This is a genomic window from Amycolatopsis sp. NPDC114503, assembly GCF_055633655.1.
Genome location: NZ_JBVKDT010000003.1, coordinates 803,385 through 829,169 on the forward strand (window position 1 = coordinate 803,385; position 25,785 = coordinate 829,169).

The window sequence follows — 25,785 nt, forward strand, 5'->3', positions numbered from 1 at the left end:
CGCTGCGCGGGGTGTTGGCTGCCGCGACCCGGTGACCGCCGCCTGCTCGTCGTCGGATCCGGCGGCACTGCCGATCTCACCGGGGACCCGGTCGGCGATAGCCTCGTCGGCCGAGGTGAACTGCCGGACACGGATCAGTGCTTTTACCGCGGCACCGTGCGTAGTTGTCGTCCCAGGTAAGGAGTTCGGTGCTGTCGCACGACAGCCGCGCACGCAGCGTTCTTCGTGGTCCGCGTTGCCGTCGTCGTGCCGCGATGGTCACCGGCCTTCTGCGTCCGCGGCGTGTCCGGCCTCGATGCCGTCCATCGTGCGACGGCGCCGGGCGCGCAGCGCAGTGTGTTCGCGGCGTGCGCGCAGCGCCGCGCGAACGAACCCGAAGATCTCCCCGACCCGAATCGCGAAGCCGATGACGACCCACTCAGTGCCGAGCAGCGCTGCGAATCCCCATGCGGACTCGGGGAATATCGGCATGTCGCACACGAGGCCTGTGACCGCCGCGCCGGTGAGCACGACCGCAGGCCATTCGTCCCGCGCAACCTCCGCCGCACAGCCGCGCAGGGATTTCGCCGTCGCTGTGCGGCGTTCGGCCGCCGCCGCGATGCTGCTGTCCAGTTCCTCCAGCGCGGGAATGCTGGCAAGCATGGCATCCCGGCGGGCGATCAGCGCGGCGATGCGCCCGCTGAGTACGTCGCGGACACCACGCTCGTCTGGCGGCAATGCGACGTTGGCGCCGCATCCGTTGTGCAGGCGGATGAGCCGGTCGATCTCTGCGCCGTCGGCTTCGACCTCGGCCTGATAGTTCATGAATTCTCCTGTCCGGATCCCTGTGGTGGCTCGAAAAGGTGCGTCTGAGGCAGATGCGGATACGGCGATGCCTGTCGAGAGCGGTCGTCGGCGCGCGATCTCGCCCGAGACGTGACCGGGGTGGTCGTCCGGCTGCGCGGTGCCGGGATCGCGGCGCGTGCGTCGACGGACCCATTGGCTTTCCCGGGACGGTCAAGGCCGCTGCCCTGGTTGTCCGGACCTGCCCTCGCTCGGGCCAGTCAGCAAGGCGGGATGCCATGGGACAGTTCGTAGTCCTCCTGAGCACGCGCTTCCCGATAGCCAGCGTCCTCGAGCGCACGTTCGGCGGCTCGTTCGGCAGCCAGCTCGCTCTCCGCCGCATCGAGTTCGGCTTGCTCGGCCTCGAAGCAGGCGCGGACATGGCCCGCGCTGGCGTGACGCACGACGGCTCCGGCGTCCGTGCAGTGGCCGCAGACCACGCCCGACAGCGTGGTGTCCGGCCGGCCGTAAGGGCGATAGCGCGCGAGGTCGGTGTCAGGGGTGGCCGCGGACGCCGCCATCGGGATGCGGTGGTCCGATCCCACCGTCTGGTCGATGCGATCGTTGAGGCAAAGCTGAACGACGACAGTCATGGCGAGCCTCCGGGATCTGCTGGCGGATCTCCTGTTTTAGTGCCTGGTAAGTGATTCCGGTCCGTTCCCGCAGGGCCGTGGCCGGACGCATCAGGTGCGACAGCGGCGTCTCCGTTCGGCCCGAAACAGGCAGTCGGCTTCCGGCGGTGCGCACAGTCGTGATCGAAACAGCTGTCCAGTCGCGGCGTCAGCCGTCGCGACGACCGTGCGACGGGCGCCGGCGGCGCGGTCCGGGTCGTCGGCCACGAGCCCAGGGCGTGGCCGCCAACCGGAAACGAGTTCGCTGCGGTCGTGCTCGGCAGAGCACAGGCGTCACCGGTCCTGTCCCAGAACATCCGCCAGGCATACCTCGGTGCCCCGGGCGATCTCGGCGGCGTGGATGCTGAGACGGCAGGTGGCTGCGGGATAGTGCGGGTCGTCGGAGTGGACCACCGCACAGCCCCACCATCCGGAGTTGCGCTCGCGCGGCAGGGGCTCCTCCTCCTCGGGGCTCCTGGCCGGGCTGTAGTCGATGGGCACCACCACGACGGTGCGGGACGACGCCGCGTTCCCGCTGTTCCGAGGGAGCCGCACGAGCCGGTCCTTCGGCCACCCCTGCATCGTGATCGGCAGCGTCGACAGGTAATGAAGGAGCGATCCCTCGGGGGCTTGCGCCAGCCGCGCCCGTTCCTGCTGTTCGGTTTCGATGAACCCGATGTCTTCGAGAAACGACATGTCCGTCGGCGCTCCTTCGCGACGGCGTCGAGAAAGACGCCGACAGGTCGTTGCGGATGTTCTTTCGCAGCCGATCCGGATCAGCTGTGCTGATCTCCCGCGCGATCGGCATGTCGTCCCCTCAGCCTGCGGCTCAGGGCGGCGGGTCAGGTTCGCTTTTTGCGCTCACACCAGGTGATCGGGCCTCAGTAGCGGTCCTGGTCGACGCGGCTGGGCACCGCGTTGCTGCGGGCTCAACGGGGTGCTGGCGCCCGTCGGGCGGACTGGTGTAGGTCCACTCGCAACCAGGCGACAAGAACCAGCCGTCCGCGGCAACGCGCCGCACGGCGTCGGCGCGACCGCCTATACCGCTGTAGATCGCGACGCAGTTCCCCGCAGGATCGAGGACCTGAGCGGATTTGTTGGTGTAGTCCGTGCGAAGGACGTGCGACGAGTGCACGGCAGTTGCGGGTTCTGCATTGCGCGACAACGTCTTCCCCGTCTCGGCAGTGCACGCCGGGCACGCCCGCATGCCTCGCGCGAGGGAACGGTGCAGGCCTGTCCGGCGTGGCAGGTGAAGGATGCGCGGCCATGCGGGCGGGGTGCGGCGGAGGATCACTCTGCCGGTGGCTGCCCGCCTTTTCCTGGTGCTTTCCGGCGATGGCGGCGGGAGCTCGCGGACCGCGGCGGCGCACGCGGGCGATGTCGGCCGTGTCGATGCCGGCCCTTGCCTGCGAGGTGACAGTGCTGCGGGGCGGGCGACGACTTCTCCGTCAGGCCAGGCGATGAAAGCTCCTGTGCACGACCTCTCCAACTCGGGTGGTGCACTGTCGAGCAGCCGGAGCAACCGTGTCTCCGCCGGAGGTCCGAAAGCCTGCCGCCGTTTCATCCGGGACCGCTTGACGGACAACGCGATTCGCGAACGCGGTGGCGCCCGACCGGATGGCGCGGGGGCAGGCCCAGTGGCGGCAGCTCTGTCACCAGCCGCGGGCGGCGCTCACGGCGCGGCGGAGTCGCCGCTGCCGTTTCTCGCCCGCTGTGCTTCGTGCGGCTCGTGCCGGGTCGGAGGAACGTCGCCGGGCCAGCCGGCCCCTCGATCCGACGGTGATGGTTCTTGCTGCAGAGCGGCGTCCGGACGGTGGACGCGGCCGATCAGCACGCGGCTTTTCCGCTCAACCGACGTGCGCCTGCTGCTGGGAGCCACTCTCGGTCTCTGCGGCCGTCAGGGCGGTCGTGTCCGGCGGCACAGGCAAGCGCAGCGCACTCGCAGCGGCGGCGACCCCGTCGGTCGGGTCGATGCCGTACTCGAGGAACCATTCGTCGAGGACCTCGCCGGTGTCGCCGCCCGGCCGGTCGGAGCCACCGTCGATGCGCTTGATCCGCACGAACAGCTGCAGGACTGCGGCGCGCGCGGCGGCGTGCGGTTCGGGTTCGTCCGGCGTGCCGTCAACGAGCTGGTCGTAGATCGGGGTTCCGGGATCCCGAACTGCGATGGTCTGGGTGTCGTTGCTGTTCATCAGTGCTCTCCGCTGGGTGGTTGCATGCGAACGGGACAGGGGCTCAGCTGTCGATGCGGCGCCGGGCCGGGCCAGCGGGAGCGCGGCCGGTGCTGAGAAAGCCGGCCGCGTGCTAATTCTGGTGCCGGGGTTCGAGACCAAAGGTTCACGCGCGGCCGGTGTTGCGCGTCCGGACTCGCGCGTCATCGGGAAGAAACCTGTCGGGCACACCGGGAGGAACGGGGTATTCCGCGCTCAGGACGTGCAACGGTTCGTGGTGCCCGGGGTCAGGCTCGTCGCGTTCTCGGAGCGCGGGGATCGCAGGTGCGGAAGCGCATTCGGCCTCTCCGTGCGGGTCAGCCCACGCGGCGTTTCCGTCGTCCTGCCGGAGAACCTCCCGGCAGTACCGGCACTGGCCGCGGAATGGGTACGTCGGATTCGGCGCCGGATCGATTTTCTGCATGTATTTCGTCCTTGCGTGGTCAATGTCCTGCCGCACCATCGCCGACTCCCGCGGCTGCCGGCTGTCCCGGCGGCATGTGCCTGGTTGTGTCCGCACCTTCGGCTCAGCGACGCGACGGAACCGGCGCGAAACCGGGGTGCTTTCGTTCCGCACCGGCTCGGTGGGCACGTGGTCGCCGCCGTAGGCTCACCGCACCCATTCCTCGGTGTCGTCGTCGAAATAGGCGACGTCCGCGTGCCACGGCGCCCGCCGTGCCACGCGAGCAAGCGCGTCCTGGACAGGTACACGTTCACGGCCGACGGCTGAATAGATCCAGTCGTCTCCGCTCAGGTCATGGCGGCTCAGAAAGATATCGACCGAGAGGTCGGTGCCGGTGCTCCGGTGGGCCGGATGCCCGTCGACATTGTAGAAGTTGTTCAGCGCCGAGTACTGGAAGCTGGCCCCGAGCGGGCCGGTCTCGTCCGGCCGGAGACGGTCGGCCACGGCTTTGTTGCTGCGGCCGAGACTGCGTTGGGCAGACCATCCGGCTGACCACGCCGCGATCATGTGGTCGGCGTCCTGTCCGAGCGCGGCCAGTTCCGGGTCGGTCAACGGGGAAAGGCCGGGGCGTGGCGCCTGGATCCAGGCTGCGATTTCGTCCAAATGCCAGTAGAGCGCACTCGCTGTCTTGCCGCGGTACGCACTCGCCCGGCTTCCGATGTGAGCGGTCACGCGCAGATGCTCGGGCTCCGGGCGCAGAGCGTCGGTTTCCGTGCCGCGACCGTGCTTCTCCAGCCAAAACAAGTGGAAAGGCTCGACACGGGTCATGCCCAGGTACCACCCGATCGGCGCCGGGAACTCGAAGCCGAGCCCTTCGTGCCCCAGGTAAACCTCGTCGAGGCCAGTGACCAGGGCGAGTCGTGCGAGTTCCGCCATGTCCGCGGGCACGCTGCGGTCGATGTCGGTCATGGCGCTGTGCCTTTCGTGTCGCGATGCGCGGGCGCGTCCTCCGCAGGCCGCCTCGGCGGGCTGTCCGGATGGCCGGACGGACGTCTTTCGTCTCCGACGCAGCTTCCGGCCGTCCCGCGGAGGAGATCGGCCAGCCGGCGCACGTAGTACTCGCCCGCCTGCACGACCGAGGCCTGCTCGTTTGCGCTGTGGATGTGTTCTCCGGCGTCGATCCGGTCTTCGGCGGCGTCCATCGCGACGATCGCGGCGGCCAGCTCGACGCGCGCGGCCGCCTCGGCGCGGCGAAGCCGCGGATGTGTCTGAGCGGCGCAGGCGAGCCGGTACGCCGCGGCCACCCGACCTGCGTCGTCCGCACTGGACATTGTGCCGCCGCGGCCGACGCCGGCAGGGGTTTGCAATTTCGGACTGTTCGTCACAGCACGGGCCTCCTCACGGCAGTGAATGCGATCAGCTCGCCCGAACGAACCTGGCGAGCGCGCAGGGTTCGATGTCGGTCAGCGGATGCCAGGTGTCGTGCTCGTCTTGCCAGGCGAGCACGGTGCTGGATCCCAAAGGTCCGTCCTTCTCGGCGATCTCGAGCAGTCGCTCCCAGTGCGCGGCGTCGATGTCCCGCCGGTGCCAGACGTGGTGCATGGGCTTCCCGACGCAGTCAGCGTTGTTCTGGACGACGAATGCCTGAACGGGATCCTTGTCCAGTTCGTCCCAGCTTTCTCGGCTGTGCATGACCGACCTGCTTTCCCTGCCGTGCGGATGTTCTGTCCGCTCACGACTCGGATCAGCTGTGCTGATCTGCTCCGGGCACAGAAAACTCCTTTCCACGGGGATCGGGGCCCGGCTCCTCTTCCCGTTCAACGGCGCGCAGGCCGGCGGAGGCTCCGGGCTCCACGCGCGCGCAGGCGCGGGTCCGTGCGGCGACGCACTCGGTACCTGCGCCTGTGCGAGGTGCGGCGCGAACACGATTCGGCGGCACGCGCTTTGCTTGTGCCGTCACGGCTTTTCCGGCGAGTCGAGGCGGGCGATCACAGCACGCTGGTCGCCGATGCCGCGGCATCCGGCGTACGCATTGCGCACTACGCACCCGGCGGTCAGCGCGGCGGCCGCGGCCAGGCGTGCGAAGTAGGCACGCGGCAGGTAGGCCACCACGTCGCTCGCGCGCTCGGCGGCCAACTGTCCTGCGAGCCGCTCGGCGTCCACGCTGGCCGGGCTGTCCATGGTGACGTCGTAGGGCGTCAACACCGTGTCCGGGCGGACGAGGCCGTGCAACGCCGACAAGACCCGCACCGGAGCGCCGGCGGCGGCTCTTTCGACAGCGGCCAGGACGAACCGGAAATGCCCGCCGGTGTAGAGCAACCGTGCTGTCGCCGGGCGGTCGAGCTTAGTCCGGCCGCACGGCACGACGAGCAGTCGCGTCACTGCGGCCGCACTGCGCGGGCGGGTCGCCGGCCCTCGCGCGCCCACTGGTCGAGGACGGCGCGTCCCTGGTCGGTGAGCGACACGTCGCGAGGTTGGAGGTACCGAAACGGTTTCGGTGCGGATTCGACGATCAGCCCGGTCCTCCGCAGGTGGTTCAGCGCCTGGGTGACCGAGCCGTGCACCTTCGCGTCGTCGATCCGCCACCCGACGGGGTTGCCGTCCGGCTTGTCGAGGAAGGCCTGGTACCGCACCGCGGAGTCTGCGATCTCGGAGAGCAGACGGTGTCGCAGCGGCGTCCACGACAGCACGGAGCGCGGCTTGCTGCCCGTGCGTCGTGCAGCGGCCGCGGGGTCCGTCATGCTGCATCCTTCGGGGCCGACCACTCGTCGGGCAGGCAGCCGCCGTGGGAGAGCCAGCTGTCCAGCTCGGCGAATTTCCCCGCCACTGTGACGAGAAGATTCTCGGCCTCTTCGCGAAGGTCGGACGCGCGTTCACCGGTGTCCAGTTCCGCCGCCTTCGCTGCGACCGCCGTGCTTTGCGCTCGCAGGGTGCGCATCTCGTCGAGAATCGCGTTGGGATCAAGCACTGCGTGTCTCCCTTCCGGAGTGCAAGGACCGTCGGCGGCCTTGTGTGTCTGTCGAGATGGTGCGGTTCGCATGCCGTTCGGCGACCGGGTCATTCGCGTGTCGGCACGCGCGACGGCCGGGAAAAGGAGATCCCCGCCGGAGGACGGCCCTGTCTGGCAAGGCTTTCCGGCGGGGATCTCGTGCGCTTCAGGGGATCGGAACGGAGGGCGTACCCGGCACAGCCCCGATCGATGGTGCGGGTTCGTTCGGGGATGCGGCCGTCAGCCGAACGGCTGCGCCTCGGCGGCGACGGCGGAGACCGGCTCGCGGGGAGCGGGAACCCGCGCCTGCGCCTCCTGATTCGCAGTCTCGGCGGCCTTCACTCGGCCCGCCAGCCGCGCCTGCGTCACCGCGCGGGACTCGAGGAAGGTGAGGTCCTCGACCTCGACCTTGAGGGCGTAGTGCTCTTTGGCGTCCTTCCTGTAATGGTCGAGGCGCAGGCGGAAGCTCAGGGCGACCAGGTCGCCACTGTGGATGTGTCCGAAGGGGCCCAGGCCCTCGGTCTTCGCACGGACGAAGGCTTCGACCGGGATGGAATCGGACGGGCGGTTGTTCTGGCTGTCTTTGTAGTCGCGGTCCGCGTAAACGCTGAACAGGACTTTCCTGGAGCCGTCGGAGTTGTTGAAGACCATGGGGTCTCCGGCCAGGCGGCCGACGAGAGTTCCGTTGTTGCGGGGGTTCGTCATGATGAAGTCTCCTCGTGTGCAAGGCACGCGACAGGGTGGGTTTCTGCGCGTGCGGGTTGGGTGGCGCAGGCGGTGGTATGCGCCAGGCCCGGCCTGAGTCGGACCTCGCTGGCCGGACGGCGTTCTTCTGTGTCGAGCCCCGAATCAGCTCTGCTGATCGCGTGTTCCTCTGCCCCGAATCCCGTGTCAGCTCCGCTGATCACGGTCTTTGCGCACCTGCGGGGCAACTGCGTTGCAGTACACGCGCACGGCGCAGCCAGCCAGCTTGTGTCTCGCCGGTGTAGGCCCGGGACTCGGGGCCGAGCGCAACGGCGTGCTCCCCTACGGCTGCGGTCCGCGCTGCGGGTCAGGCGACGTGTCGGAGTCGCAGGGAAAACCGAGCTTGGTGAAGGCATCCTCGTAGGTGTCGGCGCGGGCCTCACGGCAGGGGACGGTCCAGCGCCCATGCGGGCCGGATTGTTCGGGCCGGAAGTCGCTCATCGGCCGCGCGGTCCACGAGTTCCCGTTCCAGTAGGCGATCGCCGCGGGCTGGCCGTTCACGCTCCTCAGACGCCCTGTGGAACAGGCAACGTGGATGCCGTAGTTCTCCGGTGTGACCGTTTCCGTTCTGGTGTGCGAGGTCATCGACGTACTCCCGGTGAAAGTCTTTGGTCTGCACTGGGTTCGCTGGGGCTGCGGCGACGCGCGCGGATTGCGGGACACGGCGACCGCTCCCCCCGGATCGCGCACTTCGGCTGGTGCGTCGCCGACGAGGACCCGATTCTCGGACCCCGCGCTGGACGCCGATCAGAGCGTCACTTCTACTTCAAATGCCGTCGAGGCGAACTGTCCGATACTGAAGATGCGCACAGGTTTGACCAGACCTGCGGCTTCCAGCCGGACCGCGAGTCCGCGATGTTCGGACCAGTTCTTGACGAAGACGTGGCCGGGCCGCGGCGTCAGGCCGTGCTCCGTCAGGTTGATCGAAAGACGCACGCTCCCCTCGTCGGTCTGCAGCATCAGGAGTCGACGCGTGTCGTCGTGGATGATCGACCCGGTGACGTCGACAGAACCGACAGCGACGGTGACGAGGTCGGCACGGTCGGGCTTGGCGCGTCGGGACATGGCTGCTCCTTCCGATCTGGATTCCGGGCGGTGGTCTCGGCGGCACCGGCTGCCGCGACGTTCTGTCGGTCCTGCTGCCTCGGTGAGTGAGGTGGTGGTGCGGTTGCATTCGATGCGCCGCGTCGTCCGCGGGACCTGCCTCCAGGAAGGTCCGCCGCCGGGCCCCGGCGAGGCTGGTCATGGTCCGGGGAAAGGCCGACTGAGACCGGGGTCTGCTCGGGGTCTCCGTCGGGACCCGCCTCAGCCCTTGCTTGGCCGGACCGCTGGCACCCGATCGCCGGTCGAGACGACGGGATTTCTGTGACTGCCGTGTTTTTGCAGGCCATGGCCTTCGCCTGTTCTCGTCGCGGAGATTCCCGGACGCGGCTGTGCCGCGTCGCATGCCGTCGTGGTGCGCGCGCGGTGGGTCAGGACAGCGGGCCGGGCCAGCGCGGCGCCGGGATCCCGACGATCGCGTGGCCACACGACAACCGCGTCACCTCGTAGAGAGATCCGGCATCCCCGCCGCAGTTGCGGGTGTAGGGCAGGCGAGACTCCGGTTCGTCCGACTGCGTCACGATGTCCCGGGGAACACCGGGCTCGGAGGTCTCGTCGAGGGCGCACTTCGTGCACCATTCTTGTTCCGGGAGGCGATCGGCGATCGCGATCAGTTCGGCCGGGCCGGGAAGTTCGGCCGGAGGCGGTTCGCGCTCGGAGCCCCGGAGACCGGGGATGGATTCGGCAACAGTCATAGCGGGGTGCCCTTCCTTGTTCGGATGACGATGCGGTGCGCTTCGCGCGTGGCCGCACCTGCCGCCTCCGGCGCGGCCGCCCCGGGACGACGGCATCGCGCCGACGATTCCGGGGCTTGGCGGACGTCCAGCGGCCGCGACGGTCTTCGCGCCGGGAACCCATCCGGATCAACTCTGTTGATCCCCCGCCCGCCGGCCCGGCCGCCGCGCCGCGGTCCCGGCCGGGCCCGGGACCGGCCGCCGCGCGCGTTACGGGCGGGCATCCCGCCGGTGCCGTATGGCTCCGCTCCGATCCGTCTCGGCTGAAGGACTGTTCGCGTGCGGACTGTCCACGTTCGCAGGGAACGAGTCGGTCGGCGGCGCGGAACAGACGGGCCATGTCGGCTGCTGTGCCCTTGTCGCGTCTGCTGGTAGTCGACTGGCGCATGGACTAGCCCGACAAAGCAACGGAAAATAGATAGAATCGTCGGCAGGGAATGGAATACGCGAGAAAGGCCGGACATGACTGTCGCAGGCGATTCCGGGAAGGCGTCGGCGCGGCGGGGCGCGCGCAGCCCGCGCCGCGAGGATTCCGCGGCAGACCGCGGCAACAGCGATGGCCCTCAACGCCTCGTCGTCAGACTGTCGCCGCAAGACAAACAGCGTGCTGGTTACTGGGCCGAGAAACGCGGCTTTTCCTCGGTCAACGAATACGTGGCCGAGGCGGTGTCCGGGCAGATCCGTCGTGAGAACGGCGATTACGACTTGCCGACGCTGGAGATCGCCCGTCTCAACCAGCTCGTCGACGAGATGAGGGCGCTGTCGACGAATGTCGCGAATCTCGAGCACGTGGTCACCCAGGCAGTCGACTCCTTCGTCGTTCTCACCCGCGGCGACAACTACCTGCTGGACGAAGGGAACGGCGACCTCCGATGAACCAGGGCTTCGACGGGTCGTGGGATCCGGTGCCGACGACCGAGGATCTCATGGACGTCGACACGTCGTTCCTCGACTCCTACCGGCGTGGAAGCGGCGAACGGCGCACGCCGGCGAAGGAACGCGATTCGCCGCACCAGCCGGTCGGGGCCGCGCGTGCTGCCGCGGCTGCGCTGCCCAGTGTCCGGGAGGATTCGCGGACCGGTGTCGGCCTTCCTGGGCCGTCGTCACGTCTTGGTGCCGGGCCAGGGAAAGACCTGGATCCTGCGCACGATCCCGCATCGTTGCCGGACCCGGAATCCGCGCGCTCGGCCGTCGAACGCTCCGGCTCGCCGCGCAGGCACAGCGGTGCGGCGAGCACGGGCGATTCCCCGGTCGCGGTCTCGCGGCCGGTTTCCGCTGCGCCAGGCGCTTCGGCGGGCATCGCGCGGCGCGAGCCGGACAACGATGTTCCCGTGCCGGCTCGGGCTCCCCGCCGGGCGTCTGAGGACGCGACGCCGCAGTCGCTGCGGCTCACCGACCATCAGGATGCGGTGCAGAACGGCACCGCTGTTCCGATGAAGGGCGGTTCCGGCGGGGCCGACGACACGGTCGCGCTCCCCCAGTCCGGCTTCCGGCTGCGGGGGGTGACGAGCCAGCCGCACATCAAGTCGCTCCCCGACGCGATCGTCGGCGCGATGCGCGAGCAGCTGCGCGCGGCAGCCGTCCGTGAACTGGGCGTCGACGACGGGCAAGCGCGCCGGTTCAGCGACCGGCTCGGCCAGGGCACGCTCGTGACGGCGTTCCTTGCGGCGCAGCTGGACCTGCGTCTCGAGGCCGATCCGGCGACAGCCCGTGCGACCGCACTGTTCCGGTCCCGAGACCCGTTGCTGGGCAGCGTGGCGGCCCGGCTGGACGACCTGGAACGACGGGCCGCCGAGCACACGGTCGCGCTGCAGGATCTGCACCACGCTGTCGACGACGTCCACCGGATCGCGGCGGTGGTCGAGCAAATGCTCGCCTACGTCGTCGCCGACCGTACGGAGAATTTCCTGCGCGGATCCCATGATCTCCGCGAAGCGCCGATCACGCACAAGCACGCCGTGTTCCTCCGCGACAAAGCGAGGGACGACACCGACAGCCTGGCGCAGATCGAGCGCGACCGAGACGGCCGTCCGATTCGGTGACGCGCACGGGGACGTCGAGTTCTTGGGCAGTCGGCTCCTCACGATGGCGGCGAGCGTCTGCGCGATCGTCCTGGCCGCCGCCGGCACGTACGCCTCATTCGCTGTGGCGGCGGTCTGAACGGCACCGGCCGGTGCCAGGACGTCCTGGTTTTCGCGCGGAGTGCAGTCCGGCCGGCCCACCGGTCGTGAACGACGGTCGTCGGCGACGCCGCGCAGGAGGGCCTCGCCGTTGCCGGTCGAACCCGGAGCGACACTCCGCCTCTCACGCCGTCGTGTCCGGCGGCGGCTGCCGGATTGGAGCCCACGACGACGCGGCCTGGGCGAAGGCGTGGTTCTCGATGAGGGAGCCAATGGTCACCCGCACACCGTGATCGGCGACCTCCGAGACGAGCACGCCGGCGTCGCGGCAGTGGCAGACGAAATCCCCTGCGGCGTCGCCGAGCGGGAGGAACACGAAGTTCGCGCGGCTGTCGCAGGGTACGTATCCGAGCCGCCGCAGATCGGCGACGACCCGTTCGCGCTCGCGGACGACCGCGGCCGCGTTGTCGCGCATCGCTGTCTGGGCCCTGAGCGCGGCGAGAGCGGCGTCGGCGGCCAGTCCGCCGATTTCCCGCGGCACGGCGGAAGCCCGGACCGCCCGCGCGAGCGGCGGCGGGGCGATGCCGTATCCGACACGGAGATCCGCCAGCCCGTACGCTTTCGAGAACGTGCGCACCACCGCGACGCGCTGGCCCGTGTCCCAGCCTCGCGTCGCGAGTTCGATGCCGTCCGCTGTCGCCGGGTCGCGACAGAATTCCCGATATGCCTCGTCGACGACGACAGTGATGTCGTGCCGGATGCGGGCCAGGAAGGCGCGGAGCCGGTCCCCGGCCACGATCGTGCCCGTAGGGTTGTGCGGATTGACCAGGATGATCGCGCGGGTCTCCGGCGTGATCGCGGCGGCCATCGCGTCCAGGTCGCTGGTGCCCGACGGCGTCAGCGGAATGCGCTGCGCGCGGGCTCCGGCCCGCCGGGCGAACCCCTCGAGGGCCGAGAATCCCGGCGTCGACCACATCACGGCGTCGCCGGGGCGGGTGCACGCGAGCGCGATCAGCCGGTACAGCAGGGCCGACGAGCCGGGTCCGAGCACCACGGCGTCGCGGGGAACCCGCAACTGCTCGGCCAGGGCGGACACCAGCGCTGTGCATTCGGGATCGCTGTAGCGATGCAGCGTTCGCCGGGATGACAGCGCGGCCGCGACCTCCGGCGGCGGCGGGAAGGGAAGTTCGTTGGCGTCCAGCCGGGCAACGCCGCCGCTACGGGGCTGGCGAGCATCGCCGGCCCCGCCTGGCTGTGGCACCGGCGGACGGGTCGGGTCGCCCCTTTCGGATTCGCTGTGTTTTTCCGTGGTCCTGCCGGGGGTATCGCGCTGCGCGGCGTCCATGCCGGTTCCTCCCTGTTGGTGGCGAATGACGGGTGCGGGTCACGCGCCGGTGCTGTTGCCGGCGATGTGCCCGGCGGGAGCGGCGTCGGCGCGGCCGCGGTGTGTCAGCGCGGCGTCGATCCAGCCGATGATCGTGTCCAGGGTGTGCGCGCGATCGGCGGCCAGGGTCACGGCGTGTCCCGCGGCGGGCTGAATGTAAGCGGCGAGCGGCCGGGAGAAATTGGCCTGTTCGGCTGCGAGGAAGGATTCCGAGCTGCTGCAGTCAAGGGCTTCGGGGCATGCCCAGGAGTCCTGTCCGCCGTTGGCCTCCAAGACTGGCACGCTGATCGCTCGGGACGTGGCCGCGGCGGTGCCGACGGTCGCGGCGAGCGCCAGTTCGGCGCTCGAGCCGGCGTCCTTGCGGGACTCCTCCGCGCCGGTGATGACCGGGTCTGCGTCGCCTGTGGAGTGGAACAGTTCCGGGCGCACGCCGCGCGGGAGGCACAACGAGGCGCGCACGGTCGCGGCGAGCGCACCCGGTCTGACGGGCGCGACCACCTCGCGGCACGCCGCGCCTGCGCGGTCCGGGCCGGGTGCCGCCGTGGTCGGAGTTCCGCCGGGCAGCAGGAGCGAAGCGGCGCTGATGGCAAGCGCCGCACCGAGCACGGTTCCGCTGCGGCGGGGTTTCGGGCGGCGGCGGTGGCGTCCGCCGCCGCGGATGCGGCCGGTCGTGAGCATGGTCGTCCTCGTTCGGCTTCGTACGTCCGCAATGGACGTTCGGATGACGTGAAAGAGCGCTGTGGGATGCGGGGCGCGTCCGCCCCCCGTACCGAGCGCAGGCTGCGATCGCCGCCTGCGCGCCCGCTGGGGATTCGAGGGGTTCGAAGGCCGAGCAGTCCGGCTGCCCGGGCTCCGGTTCGGCGTCCTCGGGGTTGTGCAGCGGACGGTCGTTCCGGCAGCACGGATCCGAAGCTGCGGTCAACGCAGGGCAGAACCAGCCCCTCACCGACCGGTTCTGCCCTGCGTTGACCGCAGCTTCACGGTGTTTCCGTCACGACGCGTACGCCCTGCCGATTGGGCGGATGCGCGGAGTCGGGCGCGTGCCGGGTCTCGGGCGGGCATCCGGCGACGGTCGTCGCCCGAGCCGTCCGCGCGAGCGCGTCCGCTCACGGTCCCGGACCGGCAATGGAGTCGTCGACGGCCTCGTCGGCTGATTCCTCGGCGCCAGGGGCGGTGGCAGGTGCCTGGCGTGTGCGCTGCGCCGCGGCCACCGCGTCGGCGACCAGCAGCAGCGAATTCGGTTCCGGTTGGCGATCAAGCAAGGGCTCCAGCACTGCGCGCGCCCGTGACGCGCTGAACCCGCGGCCGAGCAGCCACACCGCACGCGTGTCCCGGTGGCTGCGGCGGACCGCGTAGATCTCGCCCGTCCGCGCGATGTGGCCGACCGTCCAGCATCCCGGGCGCTCCAGCGGCTGATCGACTGGATCGTCGGGGTCCCGTCGCCACATCTGGCCGAGTTCCGTCCCGCCGATCACCAGCGCGGGCATGCGCGGATCGCCCCGCCGGAGATCCGTCAGGAAGGTGTCCTCGTCGGCGTAGACCGATACACCGGCTGGAACGCGGGACGGACGGTTCCATCCGGCCGCGGCCTCGGCCAGCAGGCCCTCCTGCGGAGCCAGACCGATCACCAAGTGCCGCAGCTGCGTCAGGTAGGTCGCCCCGCACTGGTGCCAGGAAAGCGCCTCGGCCAGCAATTCCTGGCAGTCCTCGCGCGCACGGCGCGCCTGCCACCAGTCTCCGTGCCACCAGCGCCCGTCCAGTTCTCGCTCGCGGCGCGCGGCTGCGGTCAGCGCACGCGAACACCGCCGGACTGTCGTCCCGGCGTCCAGCACCCACCCCCGCAGCAACGCTTCCAGCCGCAGCAGGTCGTGGTCCGGTTCCGCCGATACCCCCGGGCCTTGCGCACCGAGCAGCACTGCCGCCAGGCGCTCGGGTATGGCGGCCGTCCGATCCTCGGCGTGCAGTGTCATTCCGTCGATCCCCACCCTCGCTCCCCACCACACAGGCGGGCGACCGGTCGTCCCGCTCATGCGGCCAGCGCCGCGGGCTCGCGGCTGGTCGTGGTCCCGGCGTCGACCGACGGCGGGTTCGGATCGAGGCGGTTGACGAACCAGAACGTCGTCAGCAGCGCATCCAGCCGGTAGCGGGCGAGTTCGACGTATCCGAGCCCCCTCATCACGGCCGCCAACTCCGGAATGGTCGCCGTGTGCAGGAAACCTACGGAGATCACGCGCGAGCTCCAGTGGGGCCGGCAGGAGAGCTGCGCCCACCCGGTTCTCCCGTCGCGCACCAAGACGAGATCCGGGTAATGCGTTGGTTCTCGGGTTTTGCTCACAATGGCGTCCCTTCGTGAAGTTCAGTCGCGGTGCGGCAGGCAGTTCGCGCCATGTGTCGTGCGGCTGCCGCTTCCTCTGCCCCGCGCACGAATCGCTCCGATTCGTGCGCGGGTCGCCGAAATGCCGCGGATGTGCGCCACTCAGAGGTGTCCGGCTCATCGCGTCACCACATGCACGTGCGGTGCGAGGATTTGCGCGTCGAGCTCTCCGTCGCGGTACATCTGGCGCAGGCGGACGGCCCGCTCTGCGACCAGGCCGTCCAACTCCGGAAGCAGGACCACATCGTCGTTGAATTTCGGGTCGGTGCGCGCCTCGAAGGCGATGACCGCTCTCCTGTCCGCGTCCCGGGGATCAATGCTCCGAGGCTGCAGATTCACTGCTGCGTGCGGAATGCCGGGAGCGATGTAGCACACGCCGCCAGGAGCGTGGAGCACCGGCTGCATGTCCTCGCCGACCAGCGAAGCGGCGAGCCCGCGTTGCACGAACACGGTGATCTCCGAGTCCCGGTGCGCGTGCGCGGAGGCCTGGTGCCCGCCGGGCATCCGCACCACCCCGGAGGCGAGGCGTCCGATCCGGGCGATGCCGGAGTGCACGGCGACGGCCAGCTGCTGATTCTGGATGCCTGGCTCGAACAGGGACAAATCCCGGTCCAGGATCTGCACGACCGGAGCGGTGGGCGATTTCATAGCTGGTCCTTATTCAGTTGTGTCGGGAAGGCTGTGCTCCCGTGCGCGGCCCGCGCGCACGGGAGCAACGGTCAGAAGTTGATGCGCGTGCCGTCCGGCAGCGCCCAGATCCGCGTCCCGTTCGGGCTCACGACGCCCTCGCGGGTGAGGGGCTCGTGCCCGCCGTCGGCGTGCACGGCGGCCGGGCCGCTGTCGGCCGGGGCTGCGCTCGCCGTCGCCGTCATCGCCAGGGCCGCCGTGCCGGACGCGGCGGCGACGAGCAGAGCACTGGCCATGATCTTCTTGGTGTTGGACATTCTTTTCCCTTTCGTGCGGGGTTTCCCACCGGACAGGTCTGTCCGCGGTGGACTGTGGGGCGCATATGAGGACGGAGATAGAGGTGCGGGGGCGGGCCGAGGGGGGTGTGCACCGCCCCCGCACGGGGATCAGCCGGTCACCGAACCGTGACCGTGCTGAAGCGGCGCGGGCGTCGCCTCGCGATCGGGCGCGCTGTGCGTGCCCGGCGCGGTGCGGCCGGGCTTCGGCGTCGGGGTGTGCCCGGGCCGGTGGGTGGGCTGCGGGGCGGGCTTTCCGGTCGGGGGCCCGGTGGGCGGTGCGGGTGTGCCGGTGGGCGGCTGGGACGTGGGCGGGTTCGTCGGCGGCGGCGTGTCTTTTCCGCACGCGACGGACGCGGCGGTCAGCGTGAATGAGGTGTGGGCCTTGCGATTGGGGTCGCTGCGATCGGTGATGCGCACAGTGGCTCCGGTCGCAGACGGGCCGCCGTCCTTGCCGAAAGCGACGTGGAAGTAAGGCGTGTCCTGGGCTTTGCCGGAATGCTCAACGGTGGTGACGCCGTTTTTGCAGGTGGCAGTCACCGAGCCGATCGACTGGCCGCCCACCGTGATCGACGCGACCGAGGCGCGGGCGTAACCTGGGCGGGTCTCGGTGGAGATGCCCGCGGCCGACCATCCGGTGCCTGAGATCGATCCGGAGTCGGCGCTGCGCGCCTCGACCCCGGTGCCCGAGGCGCGTACGCCTTGCGCGGACGACGCCGGTCCCGCCGAGGCCGCGGCCTCGTTCGGCGAGCCGCTCAGCATCGCCGCGGCCGCGCCCGCGGCGACGAGCCCGCCGAGGCCCGCGGCTGCGAGCACGCGGCGCGTGGTCCAAGCGGCGCCGGAAGCGTTGGTGGATTCCATGTTTTCCCCTTGAGTACAGGAACTGCGTGAACGTGGTTGGGTCAGAAGATCCGCACGATGCTGCCGATCGGCACTCGCGTGGAGATCAGGTCGAGCGCGTCGGCCGGGATGCGGACGCAGCCGTCGCTGGCCGGGCGTCCGAAGACCGACGGATTGGGCCAGCCGTGGATGCCGGTCGTTCCCGGGCCGCCCCCGTAGGAGGTGAACGTGTCGGAGTGCAAACCGAGCGGCAGGATCACCGGGCTGAACGTCGGGTGTTTCTCCCGGAACGCGCTCAGCAGGAACGTCCTGCCGGCCGGTGTCGGCGAGGCCGGTTTTCCGACCCCGGCGCGCCAGCGCCCCATCTCGGCGTCGCCGTTCCACACGGTCACGGTGAACGCAGCCCGGTCGACGTCGATCCGCCAAGCGCTGTGCTCGGTGGTCACCGCAGAGTCCACGAGGTACACCCAGCCCGTGGATCCGTTGGGCCGTACGGGAAGCAGCACTCTCACCCAGCCGGGAACCTCCTCGACGACGGGGACCGCGGTGTCGGTCGTGGCGTCGCCGAATTTCTGTTTGGGCGGCAGCATCGCGATCGCCGCGCCGCCCGGCGCGGCGTACACCGGCACCGCCGTTGTCGGGTGCAGCGTCCGGCCTGCGGTCTGTGCGCCCGGCGCGCCGTCGCGCGGCGCCCCGGGCACAGTTCCGTCGGTCGTCGCTTGCGGCAGCCGAGCGGCGACGTGCTCCGGCACCGCGGTCGGAGCCGCCACAGTCGGCACGACGTCCTCGGAAACCTCGGCGGCCGCCGACGGCGCGGGCGAGGCGGACGATGCCGGCCGCGCCGACGCCAGCACCGTGCCGAGACCGAGTACCACGGCCAGGCTCGCCACGGCCAGCACTCCCCCGCGTCCCCGCAACGGACGTACGGGCTGGGGCGCAACGGAATCGGTTGCGCAGGCATCCGCATGCGGCTCCGGGGCGCAAGTCTGGTCCTCGTCCATGGCAGACAGCCTTCTTTCGTGGATCCGGTGGGAGGAACGGGAAGCGGTGCGAGGAGAACGCTCCAAGGCGCTCCCTGTTCCGCCTCTTCTGCTGCTATTTGGCCAGTGCGGCGATTGCCTTGTCGGTCATGACGCCGACGCCGGTCACGTCGTCGTAGCCGTCGGACGACTGCAAGGACTGGGGTTTCGCGTCGAAGTCGATCTCGTAGTTCCCGCGGCCCGGCGGGGTCTGGACTCCGCCGTAGCCGATGACCTGCGGAGTCCACACACCGGCGGACTGGTGCGTGACGTCGCGGATCGCGTCGGTCTTCGCGAGGTCGTAGATGGCCGGGTTCGCGAACCCGATCCGTCCGCCCGCGGCCTGCACCGCGTCGGCGACGGCGGCGGCGACGCCTGGCGACGAGGCGCTGGTGCCGCCGCCGCTGAGCTCCACGTAGCCGACGTCCTTCAGCGTCACGCCCACCGCGATGCCGGTGTTCGCATCGGCCAGGCCGGAGATGTCGGGCACCGCCCGCTTCGCTCCGCCGACCGCACCTGCCTGGTAGTCCGGACGCGCGTAGGCGGTCGAGACGCCGCCGCCCGCGCCGCCCGCGAACGGACCGGGGCTCGCCGGGGTCCATGTGTTTCCGGACAGGACATTCGCGGTGTTCGCCCAGCCGGTCTCGACGACCCGGCGTCCCTGTGCGTCAAGGCCGACGCTCGTGCCGCCCACCGCCGTGATCCAGGGGTGAGAGGCAGGGAACGACGCGGTCCGACGGCCGTTGTGGCCTGGCACTCCCGAGCTGTCGCCGGTGTCCCCGGAGGACACGAACAGCGAAATCCCCTGGATCGCGGCCTGAATGCCCAGCGAATCCATCAGCTTCAGCGTCGTCGGGGCTTCCGACGTCTCGCCTCCGCTGTTGCCCCAGCTCGCCGAGATCACGTCGGCCTTGTTGTCGCTGACCGCTTTGGCCAGTGTCGGGATCAAGGTCCGGCAGTCTTGCGCTCCGTAGTACACCAGGTTCGCGGCCGGTGCGTTCTTGTGCGCCATCTGCGCGTCGAGATCCGCCTCGGTCGACCAGCTGTCCGGCTCGCAGGCGGGATCCGGGTTGTATCCGCCCGCCGGGTCCACGACCCGGAACTGGCCTGGCCGCAGGGCCGGGCCGCCGAATTTCGCCGCGGCCCGGTTCGTGTCCGACGCGACCGTGTCCGCGCCGTAGGCGCCCACAATGCCGATGGTCGCCCCTGCACCGGTCGCGCTCGCGCCGAGTCCGTAGATTTGACGGACTTGTGCGGTCGTGTAGCCGCAGAGGATGTTGGATTGGTTGGGGGCCGGATACCGTTGCGGCACCGAGGTGTTGACCGTTTCGCCCCACGTCCGGGCGCAGGAGTCGCCGCCTGAGGTCGCGGCCGGCCGGGCGTTCGCGGCCCGCTGGGGGTGCATCAGCTTGCCCGCATCGTCCAAACCGGACACGGCGGTCACCGCGGTGCGCAGCCGGTTGGGCAGGCTGATGTCGTGTGCGGGAGCGACGAGCGTGTGTGCGACGCCGTCGACCGTGGTGCGGAACTGTTCCAGGGTCGTGCCGAACGCGGCTTCCAGCTTCTCGACCGGGGCGTCCGCCTCGATCAGCTGGCGACCGTTGCTCACCCCTGTGACGCGCAGGCCTTGGTCCTGCAGCCACTCGGTCACGGCGTCCACAGTCTCCCGCGACGGCCCGAACCTCGCCGCGAATTGCTCGCTCGAGAGCTTCTTGCGGAATTGCGCGGAACCAGGTGTGCTCACCGCGCGCGCCAGGGCTTCGGCTCCCGCCGGATCACGCCCCGCCAGCGCGATCTGGATATGCCGGTGCGCCTGGCCGTCGACGCCGCCGACCCGCGCGGCGGGCCTCGCCCAGGACGGCGTACTGCCCGCAACGGAGACCGTGTCGCCTCCGTCACCCGCGGCCACAGCGGGCGCGGCTGCGGCGACGCCGGCGAGCGCCGCACAGCCTGCGATCACGCTGACGGCGCGGGATGGTCGTAATGACATGGGTATTCCCTTCGGATTGACCTCATCGGACAACTTCATGCGCGCGAGGCGCGTTTTCGGGCGCACCAGGCATGGCCCTGATTCGCAGAGCCAGGTGCCGGGAGACGGCTATTTGTGTTTCGTCACCGGGGAACGGCTTGCACGCTGGCGACGTCGAACGGAAGACCTCCGCTGCACACCGAGTACAAAGGCCCCGGAGGCACATGCCCGCTGACCCGCACCTGCTCGTCGATGGGGCCGCCGTGCAGGGCCGCGTGCTCGCGGTCGGTGGCGATTTGGCCGACCAGCCGGAGTCGCTGTCCTGTCGAGGTCAGCATCTGGGCGCAGCCGACGTGGCCGTCATTCCACCGGGCGCGTCCGTCGACGGTCACGGTGTCGCCAGCAAAGCCGGGCGCCGGAGTCTCCACCGCGGTCGGGCGCGCAGGCTCGTGGCTCGGAGCGATCGAGCAGCCGGCCGCTGTCGCCACGGCAAGGGCGCTGGCCCCCAGGACAACCGCCGGACAGCGGCCGCGCACCGCGAGCGCCGGGGATTCACCGCGATTGCCGTGCACAGCGACGCCTTCCTGTGTCGAAAGCCGGCGGACCAGCCGGGACAGAACACCACGCCTCGTCCTCGGCGCGAGTACGCGCACCAGGAAAAACTGCACCTTTATCGCCTTTGCATCGACCGGTTTCCAGCATCGGACGTAAAACTTGGGATTGCCGACAGGATGATCTCCGCGGAGGATTTGTTCCGACATTCATTCGATGTCGTCCCGCAGTATTCCTTCGACACAGCAGACACTACGAGAGAATCCATCGATGTCAATACGGAAAACAATAGGCCGACCACTGCCCTGACTTAGGAAATCACTCGGGGAAGCATGCGGGAAATACGCAATGGACCCGCACGCCGCCACGCAGCACGACGTCGCGAACTACGGAATGCGGCCGTTTGCGCCCGTTTTGCCGCACTCGGCGGGCGCGTCGTCCGGTTGCCGACGAGACGTCGTCAGGCCACTGCCGTGCGCCGGCGAGCTCTCCAGCACGATGCGCGCCGGGCAACAGGCCCCGCGAAGCGCCGGAGGATCAGCGCGCCCGGGGACGAAGCCCCTCGGATCCGGGTGCCACGATGTTCGGCCCGCCCGGCTGCGTAGCAGGGCGGGCCCGTCTCCGTAGTCCCCGGGGGCGACTCCGTAGTCGCATGCGCACCGTTTGCGTATTTGTCCTGATGTGCGAGTCCGGCGGATTGCCGACCCTGGTACCGGGTCCGGAACCACCGGGCCGGGCACCAGGGGCGTCCGTGCCGCCGGTCCGCGAGCACGCGGCGCCCGCTGCGGGAAGGGGGCATCGGATGACGCCGAGCAACACGGCGCCGTTCAGCGAGGCGCTGTTCGGCAGGGATTTCTGGGACCGTTCGCCGGAAGTGGCCGATTGCCTGCGCGCACGCGGGCCCGTGCACCGCGCGAGGCTGCCCAACGGGGTCGAGGTCTGGGTGGTCGGCCGGTACGACGCGGCCCGCGCCGCGCTCGCCGATCCGAGGCTGAGCAAGGACAGCGCCGCGCTGTCCGGCATCATGCGAGCCCGCCTCGCCGCGGCCGGCCAGCCGGACGGCTTGTCGGAAATGTTTGGTCAGAACATGCTGTTCTCCGACGCAGCCGACCATGCCCGGCTGCGGTCCGCGGTCGCGGCCGAGTTCAGCCGGCAGCGCGTCGCGGGCATGCGGCCGCAGCTGCAGCGGCTGGCCGAGGACCTGCTCGACCGGCTGCCCGTCGCAGAGCCGGTCGATTTGATCGAAGCGTTCGCGTTCCCGTTTCCGCTGTCCGCCATCTGCGAACTGCTCGGCGTGCCGGAGGAGGTGAGGACGTCTCTGCGCGGATGGACCGCGGACCTGATGGAGGACCGCCAAGAGCGGTCGCTGCCGGCCTCGGCCGCGATGGAACAGTGTTTTTCCGCGCTGATCGCCTCCAAGCGAGCTACCCCGGGCGACGACCTGCTCTCCGCGCTCGTGCGGCATCCCCGGGAGGACGGCGGGCTCACCGACTCCGAGCTGATGTCGACCTTGTTCCTGTTGTTCGTGGCCGGACACGAGACCATCACGAACCTCCTCGGCCACACCGTCCGGTACCTGCTCGGCGTGCCGGACCGCTGGCGCGCGTTCGGCCGCGACCCGGCGGCGATCCCGGCCGCAGTGGAGGAGATCCTGCGTTTCCGCTCCCCGGTGCGGCTGGCGACGCACCGGTTCACCGCCGAGGACGTGGAGATCGCCGGGAGCGTCATCCCGGCCGGGGAGATCGTGCTGGTGTGGCTGCAGAGCGCCAACCGCGACGAGCAGCGGTTTCCTCAGGCCACGCGTCTGCTGCTCGACCGCGACGCGAGCCAGGGACACCTGTCGTTCGGGTTCGGCATCCACTACTGCCTGGGCGCCCAGCTCGCCCGGATGGAGGCTGAGGTCGCGGTCAGCGCACTCGCCCGGCGATTCCCAGATGCGTCCCTCGCCGCCGACGACACTGAACTGCGGCACCGGCCGAGCTCCATCATGGACGGCGTGATCAGCCTCCCGGTGCGGCTGTCCGGTTGAGCGCGGCGCTCGGTCCGGGACAGCTCTCCTCCTCCGGGGCAATCCCGGGCCGGCGTCACACCCGGTGGTGCGAGTTCCACCAGTTCGCGACATCCGTCTTGCGCGCCAACCCCAGCTTGCGGCGGATGTTCTGAGAGTGGGACTCGGCCGTGCGCACCGACAGGGTCAGCTGATCCGAGATCTCTTTGTGGGTCAGCCCCGATGCCAGCAGCCCCGCGACTTCGTATTCCCGGTCGGTCAGTCCGCCCGGCAGGTCGCGGGCGGCGGTTTCGGGGCGGGGCAACTTGATCAGTGCCAGGTCGTAGACATCCTGGACGGTCTTCGCCGATTCGCCGACGGCCACCTCGGTGTCGTAATCGTCGTCGCCCAGCGCGGCCCGCGCCTTGGCTTCGGCTTGTTGCTGCACGAGCAAGAATGCGAGAAGGCCCAGGACGGTAGTGTCGGTGTTGCGCTGCAACAGGTTGGCCCCGCCCACTAATTGGGCGGCCCGCTCGTGGTCGCCGCACCAGGCGGCGATGATCGCGAGCAGCCACACGCTCCAGGCAGGGCCCCACGTGTCCCCGATCTGGAGCTGCAGGTCCAGCGCTTCCTGCGCCATCCTCCCGGCGGCATGCGGGTCGCCGTACAGCAACTCGGCCAGCGCGCGGGTCCACAGCGCCCAGGACTCGCACCACCGGGCCCTCGCCCGGCGCGCAGAGGAAAGCAGGCGATCGGCCGCGGCGAAGGCCCGTGCCGGGTCGGGCTTGCCGTAGAAGACCAGGGTCATGGCCTCGAAGAGTTCGGCCATGTGCTGGTTGCCGCGCTGGCCTTGGGCGGCGAACGCTTTCGCCGCCCGTCCGAGCAGATCCGAGGCCTCGTCCCTGGCGCGCACTGGGTCGGGCTCGGTCAGCCATATTCTCGTGCCGCGAGCGAACAGCAGCGGCGCGAACTCCTCGACGCCAAGCTGCTCCGCAATCTGCATCGCCCGGTCCAGCAGCGGTGCCGCCCGCTCCTGCTTGCCCTGGATCAACGCGACCCAGCAGGTCAGCGACAGCGCGGCCAGCAGCGAATAGGTGGGGTCGCCCCGATGGGCGTCGATGCCTGCCGTCAGCATGCGCCGTCCCTCGTTGAGCATGCCGCGGAAGATCAGAAATCGAGTGGGGACGGCCGTCACCGGCAGCAGGATTCCCCGCTCGGCGCCGGCGGGGTCGGCGTCCGAGAGATAGTGGTCCTGCGCGGCGCGCAGGTTCGGCACCTCCTCGGCGAGCCGGTGCATCCATGCGACCTCGTCGGGCCCGAACCAGCTCGAGGAACAGGACTCGACAAGCCCGAGGTAGTAGTCCGCGTGCGCGCGCTTGAGCTCCGCGCAATCCCCTGCGGCCGCGGCGATCTCCTGGCCGTACTGGCGCATCAGGTTCCGCATCGTCCAGCGGGTGCGCCCGTCCCGGCGTTCGCGCTCGAGCACCTTGACTTTCACCAGGCGCGCGAGCACAGCCCGGACTTCGGACGTCTCGACGCGAAAGCGGCCGAAGACCGCCTCGGCGGCTTCCAGGTCGAATCCGCCTTCGAACACCCAGGCCAGTGCCCACACGCGCCGTTCTGCCTCGGCGAGCGGCGCGTAGGACCAGTCCAGGTTCAATCGCATGGTGGCGTGGTTGCCTTGGTCGGAAGGCCCGTCGACCAGCAGCGGCAGTGGGGCGTGGTGCTCGGCGAATTCGGTCAGCGTCATCTTCTCCAGCTGCACCGCGGCCAGTTCTATGGCCAGCGGGATCCCGTCCAGCATCCGGCATACCCGGGTCGCGGTCGGATAGTCGGATTCGGGAATCGGCTCGTCGATGGCCGCCGCGCGTTCGAGCAGCAGCTGCTGCGCCTCGTGCAGCGCGCCCTCGCATCCGCACCTCCGGGTTGCGGCGGGCCGCTCCTCCGCCGGGCCGGTGCACAACGGCGGGACGGTCAGCACCCGTTCGCCCATGACCCCGAGCCTGCCCCGGCTGGTCGCCATCACCGTCAGGCCCCGGGCCGACTTCAGCAGCGTCGCCACCAACTTCGGCAGTTGTCCCGTTCCGGGCTCCCCGACCAGATGTTCGCAGTTGTCCAGCATCAGCAGCATCCGCTTGTGCCTGAAGTATTCGACCAGCCGTGCACGCCCCGGCGTGACGGAGTTGTCGTGAATTCCCAGCCGCACGGCGATAGTGGATTCAAGCCGGTCGTCGGCCGCCGTGAGATCCACCAGCCGCACGACCACCACGCCGTCCTCGAACACGCGGGCCTCGTCGAGGTCGTGGGCGATCCGCAAGAGCAGCGCTGTCTTCCCTACGCCGCCGGTGCCTGCCAGCGTCACCAGGCGATGGGACTTCAGCAAACCCGTCGCTTCGGCAAGCGTGGCGCTGCGGCCGACGAAGCTGCTCATCTCCGCCTCGATCGGCACCGGCTCCGTCTTCTTGTCCTGGCCATGCCTCTGGTTCGCATCGGGAGTCCCGGAGTCGCTCGTGTTCAGCATGCGTGGCACCCCAGCGTCGCGTTCGGCCCGGCGATCGGGACTGCCCGCTGGTTCACCGCAGCAGGCAACTCGGCAAGCAGACCCTCACAGTCGACGATGCCGACGGCGGCAGCCGGAGGCCGCATCGGCCGCGCGATCCGGACCCAGTCGGCAGACACGGGCATGATCCCGGTGCGCTCGAACAGTGGCGAGTCCACCTGCAGGACACGACTGCATGCCACTGCCAAACCGCCGCTCGGCGATGCAGCCCCCTTCCGTGCCTTCGACGCGTCGCCGGGTACGCCGTGGATCGACCTGGCGAACGAGCGCAGCGTGACACCCCGCCGTCGCCGGTCAGCCTCGTGAGCCGGACCCAGCTCCAGCACTTCAACCATCAGTTTCTCCCCGAACCAGGGTCGTCCGGCGGGCGCGCCCCTCGCTGCCCGCCGATCGTGATTTCCCAA

The 25,785-nt window shown here is 70.0% G+C and carries 29 protein-coding genes; 3 read left to right on the plus strand and 26 right to left on the minus strand.

What is annotated here, in order from left to right:
- Window positions 1-258: 258 nt before the first annotated feature.
- The 14 genes from ACZ7OI_RS16290 to ACZ7OI_RS16355 all read right to left on the minus strand — a co-directional run bounded on the left by ACZ7OI_RS16290 (window position 259) and on the right by ACZ7OI_RS16355 (window position 9,575).
- The gene (locus tag ACZ7OI_RS16290; RefSeq protein ID WP_470264997.1) at window positions 259-804 is read right to left on the minus strand and encodes a hypothetical protein; all 546 of its coding nucleotides are present in this window, start codon (window positions 802-804) and stop codon (window positions 259-261) included.
- A 239-nt stretch (window positions 805-1,043) separates the two neighbouring features.
- Window positions 1,044-1,415: a hypothetical protein gene (locus ACZ7OI_RS16295; RefSeq protein ID WP_470264998.1), complete on the minus strand. Its 372-nt coding sequence runs from the start codon at window positions 1,413-1,415 to the stop codon at window positions 1,044-1,046.
- A gap of 312 nt (window positions 1,416-1,727) precedes the next feature.
- Entirely contained in the window at window positions 1,728-2,129 is a 402-nt protein-coding gene (locus ACZ7OI_RS16300; RefSeq protein ID WP_470264999.1) for a hypothetical protein, read from the minus strand.
- 1,151 nt (window positions 2,130-3,280) lie between these two features.
- On the minus strand, window positions 3,281-3,625 hold the full coding sequence (locus tag ACZ7OI_RS16305) for a hypothetical protein (protein WP_470265000.1): 345 nt from the start codon (window positions 3,623-3,625) through the stop codon (window positions 3,281-3,283).
- A gap of 628 nt (window positions 3,626-4,253) precedes the next feature.
- On the minus strand, window positions 4,254-5,015 hold the full coding sequence (locus tag ACZ7OI_RS16310; RefSeq protein WP_470265001.1) for a hypothetical protein: 762 nt from the start codon (window positions 5,013-5,015) through the stop codon (window positions 4,254-4,256).
- Entirely contained in the window at window positions 5,012-5,431 is a 420-nt protein-coding gene (locus tag ACZ7OI_RS16315; protein ID WP_470265002.1) for a hypothetical protein, read from the minus strand. Before ACZ7OI_RS16315 ends, ACZ7OI_RS16310 begins: the two co-directional genes overlap by 4 nt.
- A gap of 31 nt (window positions 5,432-5,462) precedes the next feature.
- A complete protein-coding gene (locus tag ACZ7OI_RS16320) occupies window positions 5,463-5,738 on the minus strand; it encodes a hypothetical protein (RefSeq protein WP_470265003.1) in 276 nt (91 codons plus the stop codon).
- 264 nt (window positions 5,739-6,002) lie between these two features.
- Window positions 6,003-6,428, minus strand: coding sequence for a DUF6884 domain-containing protein (locus ACZ7OI_RS16325; protein WP_470265004.1), 426 nt, complete (start codon window positions 6,426-6,428; stop codon window positions 6,003-6,005).
- Window positions 6,425-6,787 carry a hypothetical protein gene (locus ACZ7OI_RS16330; protein ID WP_470265005.1) on the minus strand — a complete coding sequence of 121 codons (363 nt, stop codon included), beginning with the start codon at window positions 6,785-6,787 and terminating at the stop codon, window positions 6,425-6,427. The genes ACZ7OI_RS16325 and ACZ7OI_RS16330 overlap by 4 nt, the downstream gene beginning before the upstream one ends.
- Window positions 6,784-7,014: a hypothetical protein gene (locus tag ACZ7OI_RS16335; RefSeq protein WP_470265006.1), complete on the minus strand. Its 231-nt coding sequence runs from the start codon at window positions 7,012-7,014 to the stop codon at window positions 6,784-6,786. Before ACZ7OI_RS16335 ends, ACZ7OI_RS16330 begins: the two co-directional genes overlap by 4 nt.
- Window positions 7,015-7,275: 261 nt before the next feature.
- Window positions 7,276-7,740 (minus strand): single-stranded DNA-binding protein, encoded by a 465-nt coding sequence (locus tag ACZ7OI_RS16340; protein WP_470265007.1) that lies wholly within the window; start codon window positions 7,738-7,740, stop codon window positions 7,276-7,278.
- A gap of 321 nt (window positions 7,741-8,061) precedes the next feature.
- On the minus strand, window positions 8,062-8,364 hold the full coding sequence (locus ACZ7OI_RS16345; RefSeq protein WP_470265008.1) for a hypothetical protein: 303 nt from the start codon (window positions 8,362-8,364) through the stop codon (window positions 8,062-8,064).
- Window positions 8,365-8,526: 162 nt separating this feature from the next.
- Window positions 8,527-8,844 carry a hypothetical protein gene (locus ACZ7OI_RS16350; protein WP_470265009.1) on the minus strand — a complete coding sequence of 106 codons (318 nt, stop codon included), beginning with the start codon at window positions 8,842-8,844 and terminating at the stop codon, window positions 8,527-8,529.
- A gap of 407 nt (window positions 8,845-9,251) precedes the next feature.
- Complete coding sequence (locus ACZ7OI_RS16355; protein WP_470265010.1) at window positions 9,252-9,575, minus strand: hypothetical protein; 324 nt, start codon at window positions 9,573-9,575, stop codon at window positions 9,252-9,254.
- Between the two features lie 501 nt (window positions 9,576-10,076).
- Here ACZ7OI_RS16355 and ACZ7OI_RS16360 point away from each other — a divergent pair.
- Both ACZ7OI_RS16360 and ACZ7OI_RS16365 read left to right on the plus strand, forming a co-directional pair.
- The gene (locus ACZ7OI_RS16360) at window positions 10,077-10,490 is read left to right on the plus strand and encodes a hypothetical protein (protein ID WP_470265011.1); all 414 of its coding nucleotides are present in this window, start codon (window positions 10,077-10,079) and stop codon (window positions 10,488-10,490) included.
- Entirely contained in the window at window positions 10,487-11,656 is a 1,170-nt protein-coding gene (locus ACZ7OI_RS16365; protein WP_470265012.1) for a hypothetical protein, read from the plus strand. Before ACZ7OI_RS16360 ends, ACZ7OI_RS16365 begins: the two co-directional genes overlap by 4 nt.
- A 262-nt stretch (window positions 11,657-11,918) precedes the next feature.
- On the opposite strand, the gene ACZ7OI_RS16370 is transcribed toward ACZ7OI_RS16365, so the two are convergent.
- From ACZ7OI_RS16370 to ACZ7OI_RS16415, 10 genes are all read right to left on the minus strand, one after another.
- Entirely contained in the window at window positions 11,919-13,079 is a 1,161-nt protein-coding gene (locus tag ACZ7OI_RS16370) for an aminotransferase class I/II-fold pyridoxal phosphate-dependent enzyme (protein WP_470265013.1), read from the minus strand.
- 39 nt (window positions 13,080-13,118) lie between these two features.
- A complete protein-coding gene (locus ACZ7OI_RS16375) occupies window positions 13,119-13,796 on the minus strand; it encodes a hypothetical protein (protein ID WP_470265014.1) in 678 nt (225 codons plus the stop codon).
- A 428-nt stretch (window positions 13,797-14,224) separates the two neighbouring features.
- On the minus strand, window positions 14,225-15,103 hold the full coding sequence (locus tag ACZ7OI_RS16380) for a hypothetical protein (protein ID WP_470265015.1): 879 nt from the start codon (window positions 15,101-15,103) through the stop codon (window positions 14,225-14,227).
- Between the two features lie 41 nt (window positions 15,104-15,144).
- Window positions 15,145-15,348 carry a hypothetical protein gene (locus ACZ7OI_RS16385; RefSeq protein WP_470265016.1) on the minus strand — a complete coding sequence of 68 codons (204 nt, stop codon included), beginning with the start codon at window positions 15,346-15,348 and terminating at the stop codon, window positions 15,145-15,147.
- A gap of 261 nt (window positions 15,349-15,609) precedes the next feature.
- Window positions 15,610-16,140: a hypothetical protein gene (locus ACZ7OI_RS16390; protein WP_470265017.1), complete on the minus strand. Its 531-nt coding sequence runs from the start codon at window positions 16,138-16,140 to the stop codon at window positions 15,610-15,612.
- A 71-nt stretch (window positions 16,141-16,211) separates the two neighbouring features.
- Entirely contained in the window at window positions 16,212-16,436 is a 225-nt protein-coding gene (locus tag ACZ7OI_RS16395; RefSeq protein WP_470265018.1) for a hypothetical protein, read from the minus strand.
- A gap of 129 nt (window positions 16,437-16,565) precedes the next feature.
- The gene (locus ACZ7OI_RS16400; protein WP_470265019.1) at window positions 16,566-17,315 is read right to left on the minus strand and encodes a hypothetical protein; all 750 of its coding nucleotides are present in this window, start codon (window positions 17,313-17,315) and stop codon (window positions 16,566-16,568) included.
- Window positions 17,316-17,356: 41 nt separating this feature from the next.
- On the minus strand, window positions 17,357-18,184 hold the full coding sequence (locus tag ACZ7OI_RS16405) for a L,D-transpeptidase (protein ID WP_470265020.1): 828 nt from the start codon (window positions 18,182-18,184) through the stop codon (window positions 17,357-17,359).
- Between the two features lie 205 nt (window positions 18,185-18,389).
- Window positions 18,390-20,303, minus strand: a complete 1,914-nt coding sequence (locus tag ACZ7OI_RS16410; RefSeq protein WP_470265021.1) for a S53 family peptidase — start codon at window positions 20,301-20,303, stop codon at window positions 18,390-18,392.
- 122 nt (window positions 20,304-20,425) lie between these two features.
- The gene (locus ACZ7OI_RS16415) at window positions 20,426-21,043 is read right to left on the minus strand and encodes a hypothetical protein (protein WP_470265022.1); all 618 of its coding nucleotides are present in this window, start codon (window positions 21,041-21,043) and stop codon (window positions 20,426-20,428) included.
- A 593-nt stretch (window positions 21,044-21,636) separates the two neighbouring features.
- Between ACZ7OI_RS16415 and ACZ7OI_RS16420 the strand changes: the two genes are divergently transcribed.
- Entirely contained in the window at window positions 21,637-22,863 is a 1,227-nt protein-coding gene (locus ACZ7OI_RS16420; RefSeq protein WP_470265023.1) for a cytochrome P450 family protein, read from the plus strand.
- A gap of 55 nt (window positions 22,864-22,918) precedes the next feature.
- Here ACZ7OI_RS16420 and ACZ7OI_RS16425 read toward each other — a convergent pair whose 3' ends face one another.
- Window positions 22,919-25,342, minus strand: a complete 2,424-nt coding sequence (locus ACZ7OI_RS16425; RefSeq protein WP_470265024.1) for an ATP-binding protein — start codon at window positions 25,340-25,342, stop codon at window positions 22,919-22,921.
- Window positions 25,336-25,716 carry a hypothetical protein gene (locus tag ACZ7OI_RS16430; protein WP_470265025.1) on the minus strand — a complete coding sequence of 127 codons (381 nt, stop codon included), beginning with the start codon at window positions 25,714-25,716 and terminating at the stop codon, window positions 25,336-25,338. Before ACZ7OI_RS16430 ends, ACZ7OI_RS16425 begins: the two co-directional genes overlap by 7 nt.
- Window positions 25,717-25,785: the final 69 nt, after the last annotated feature.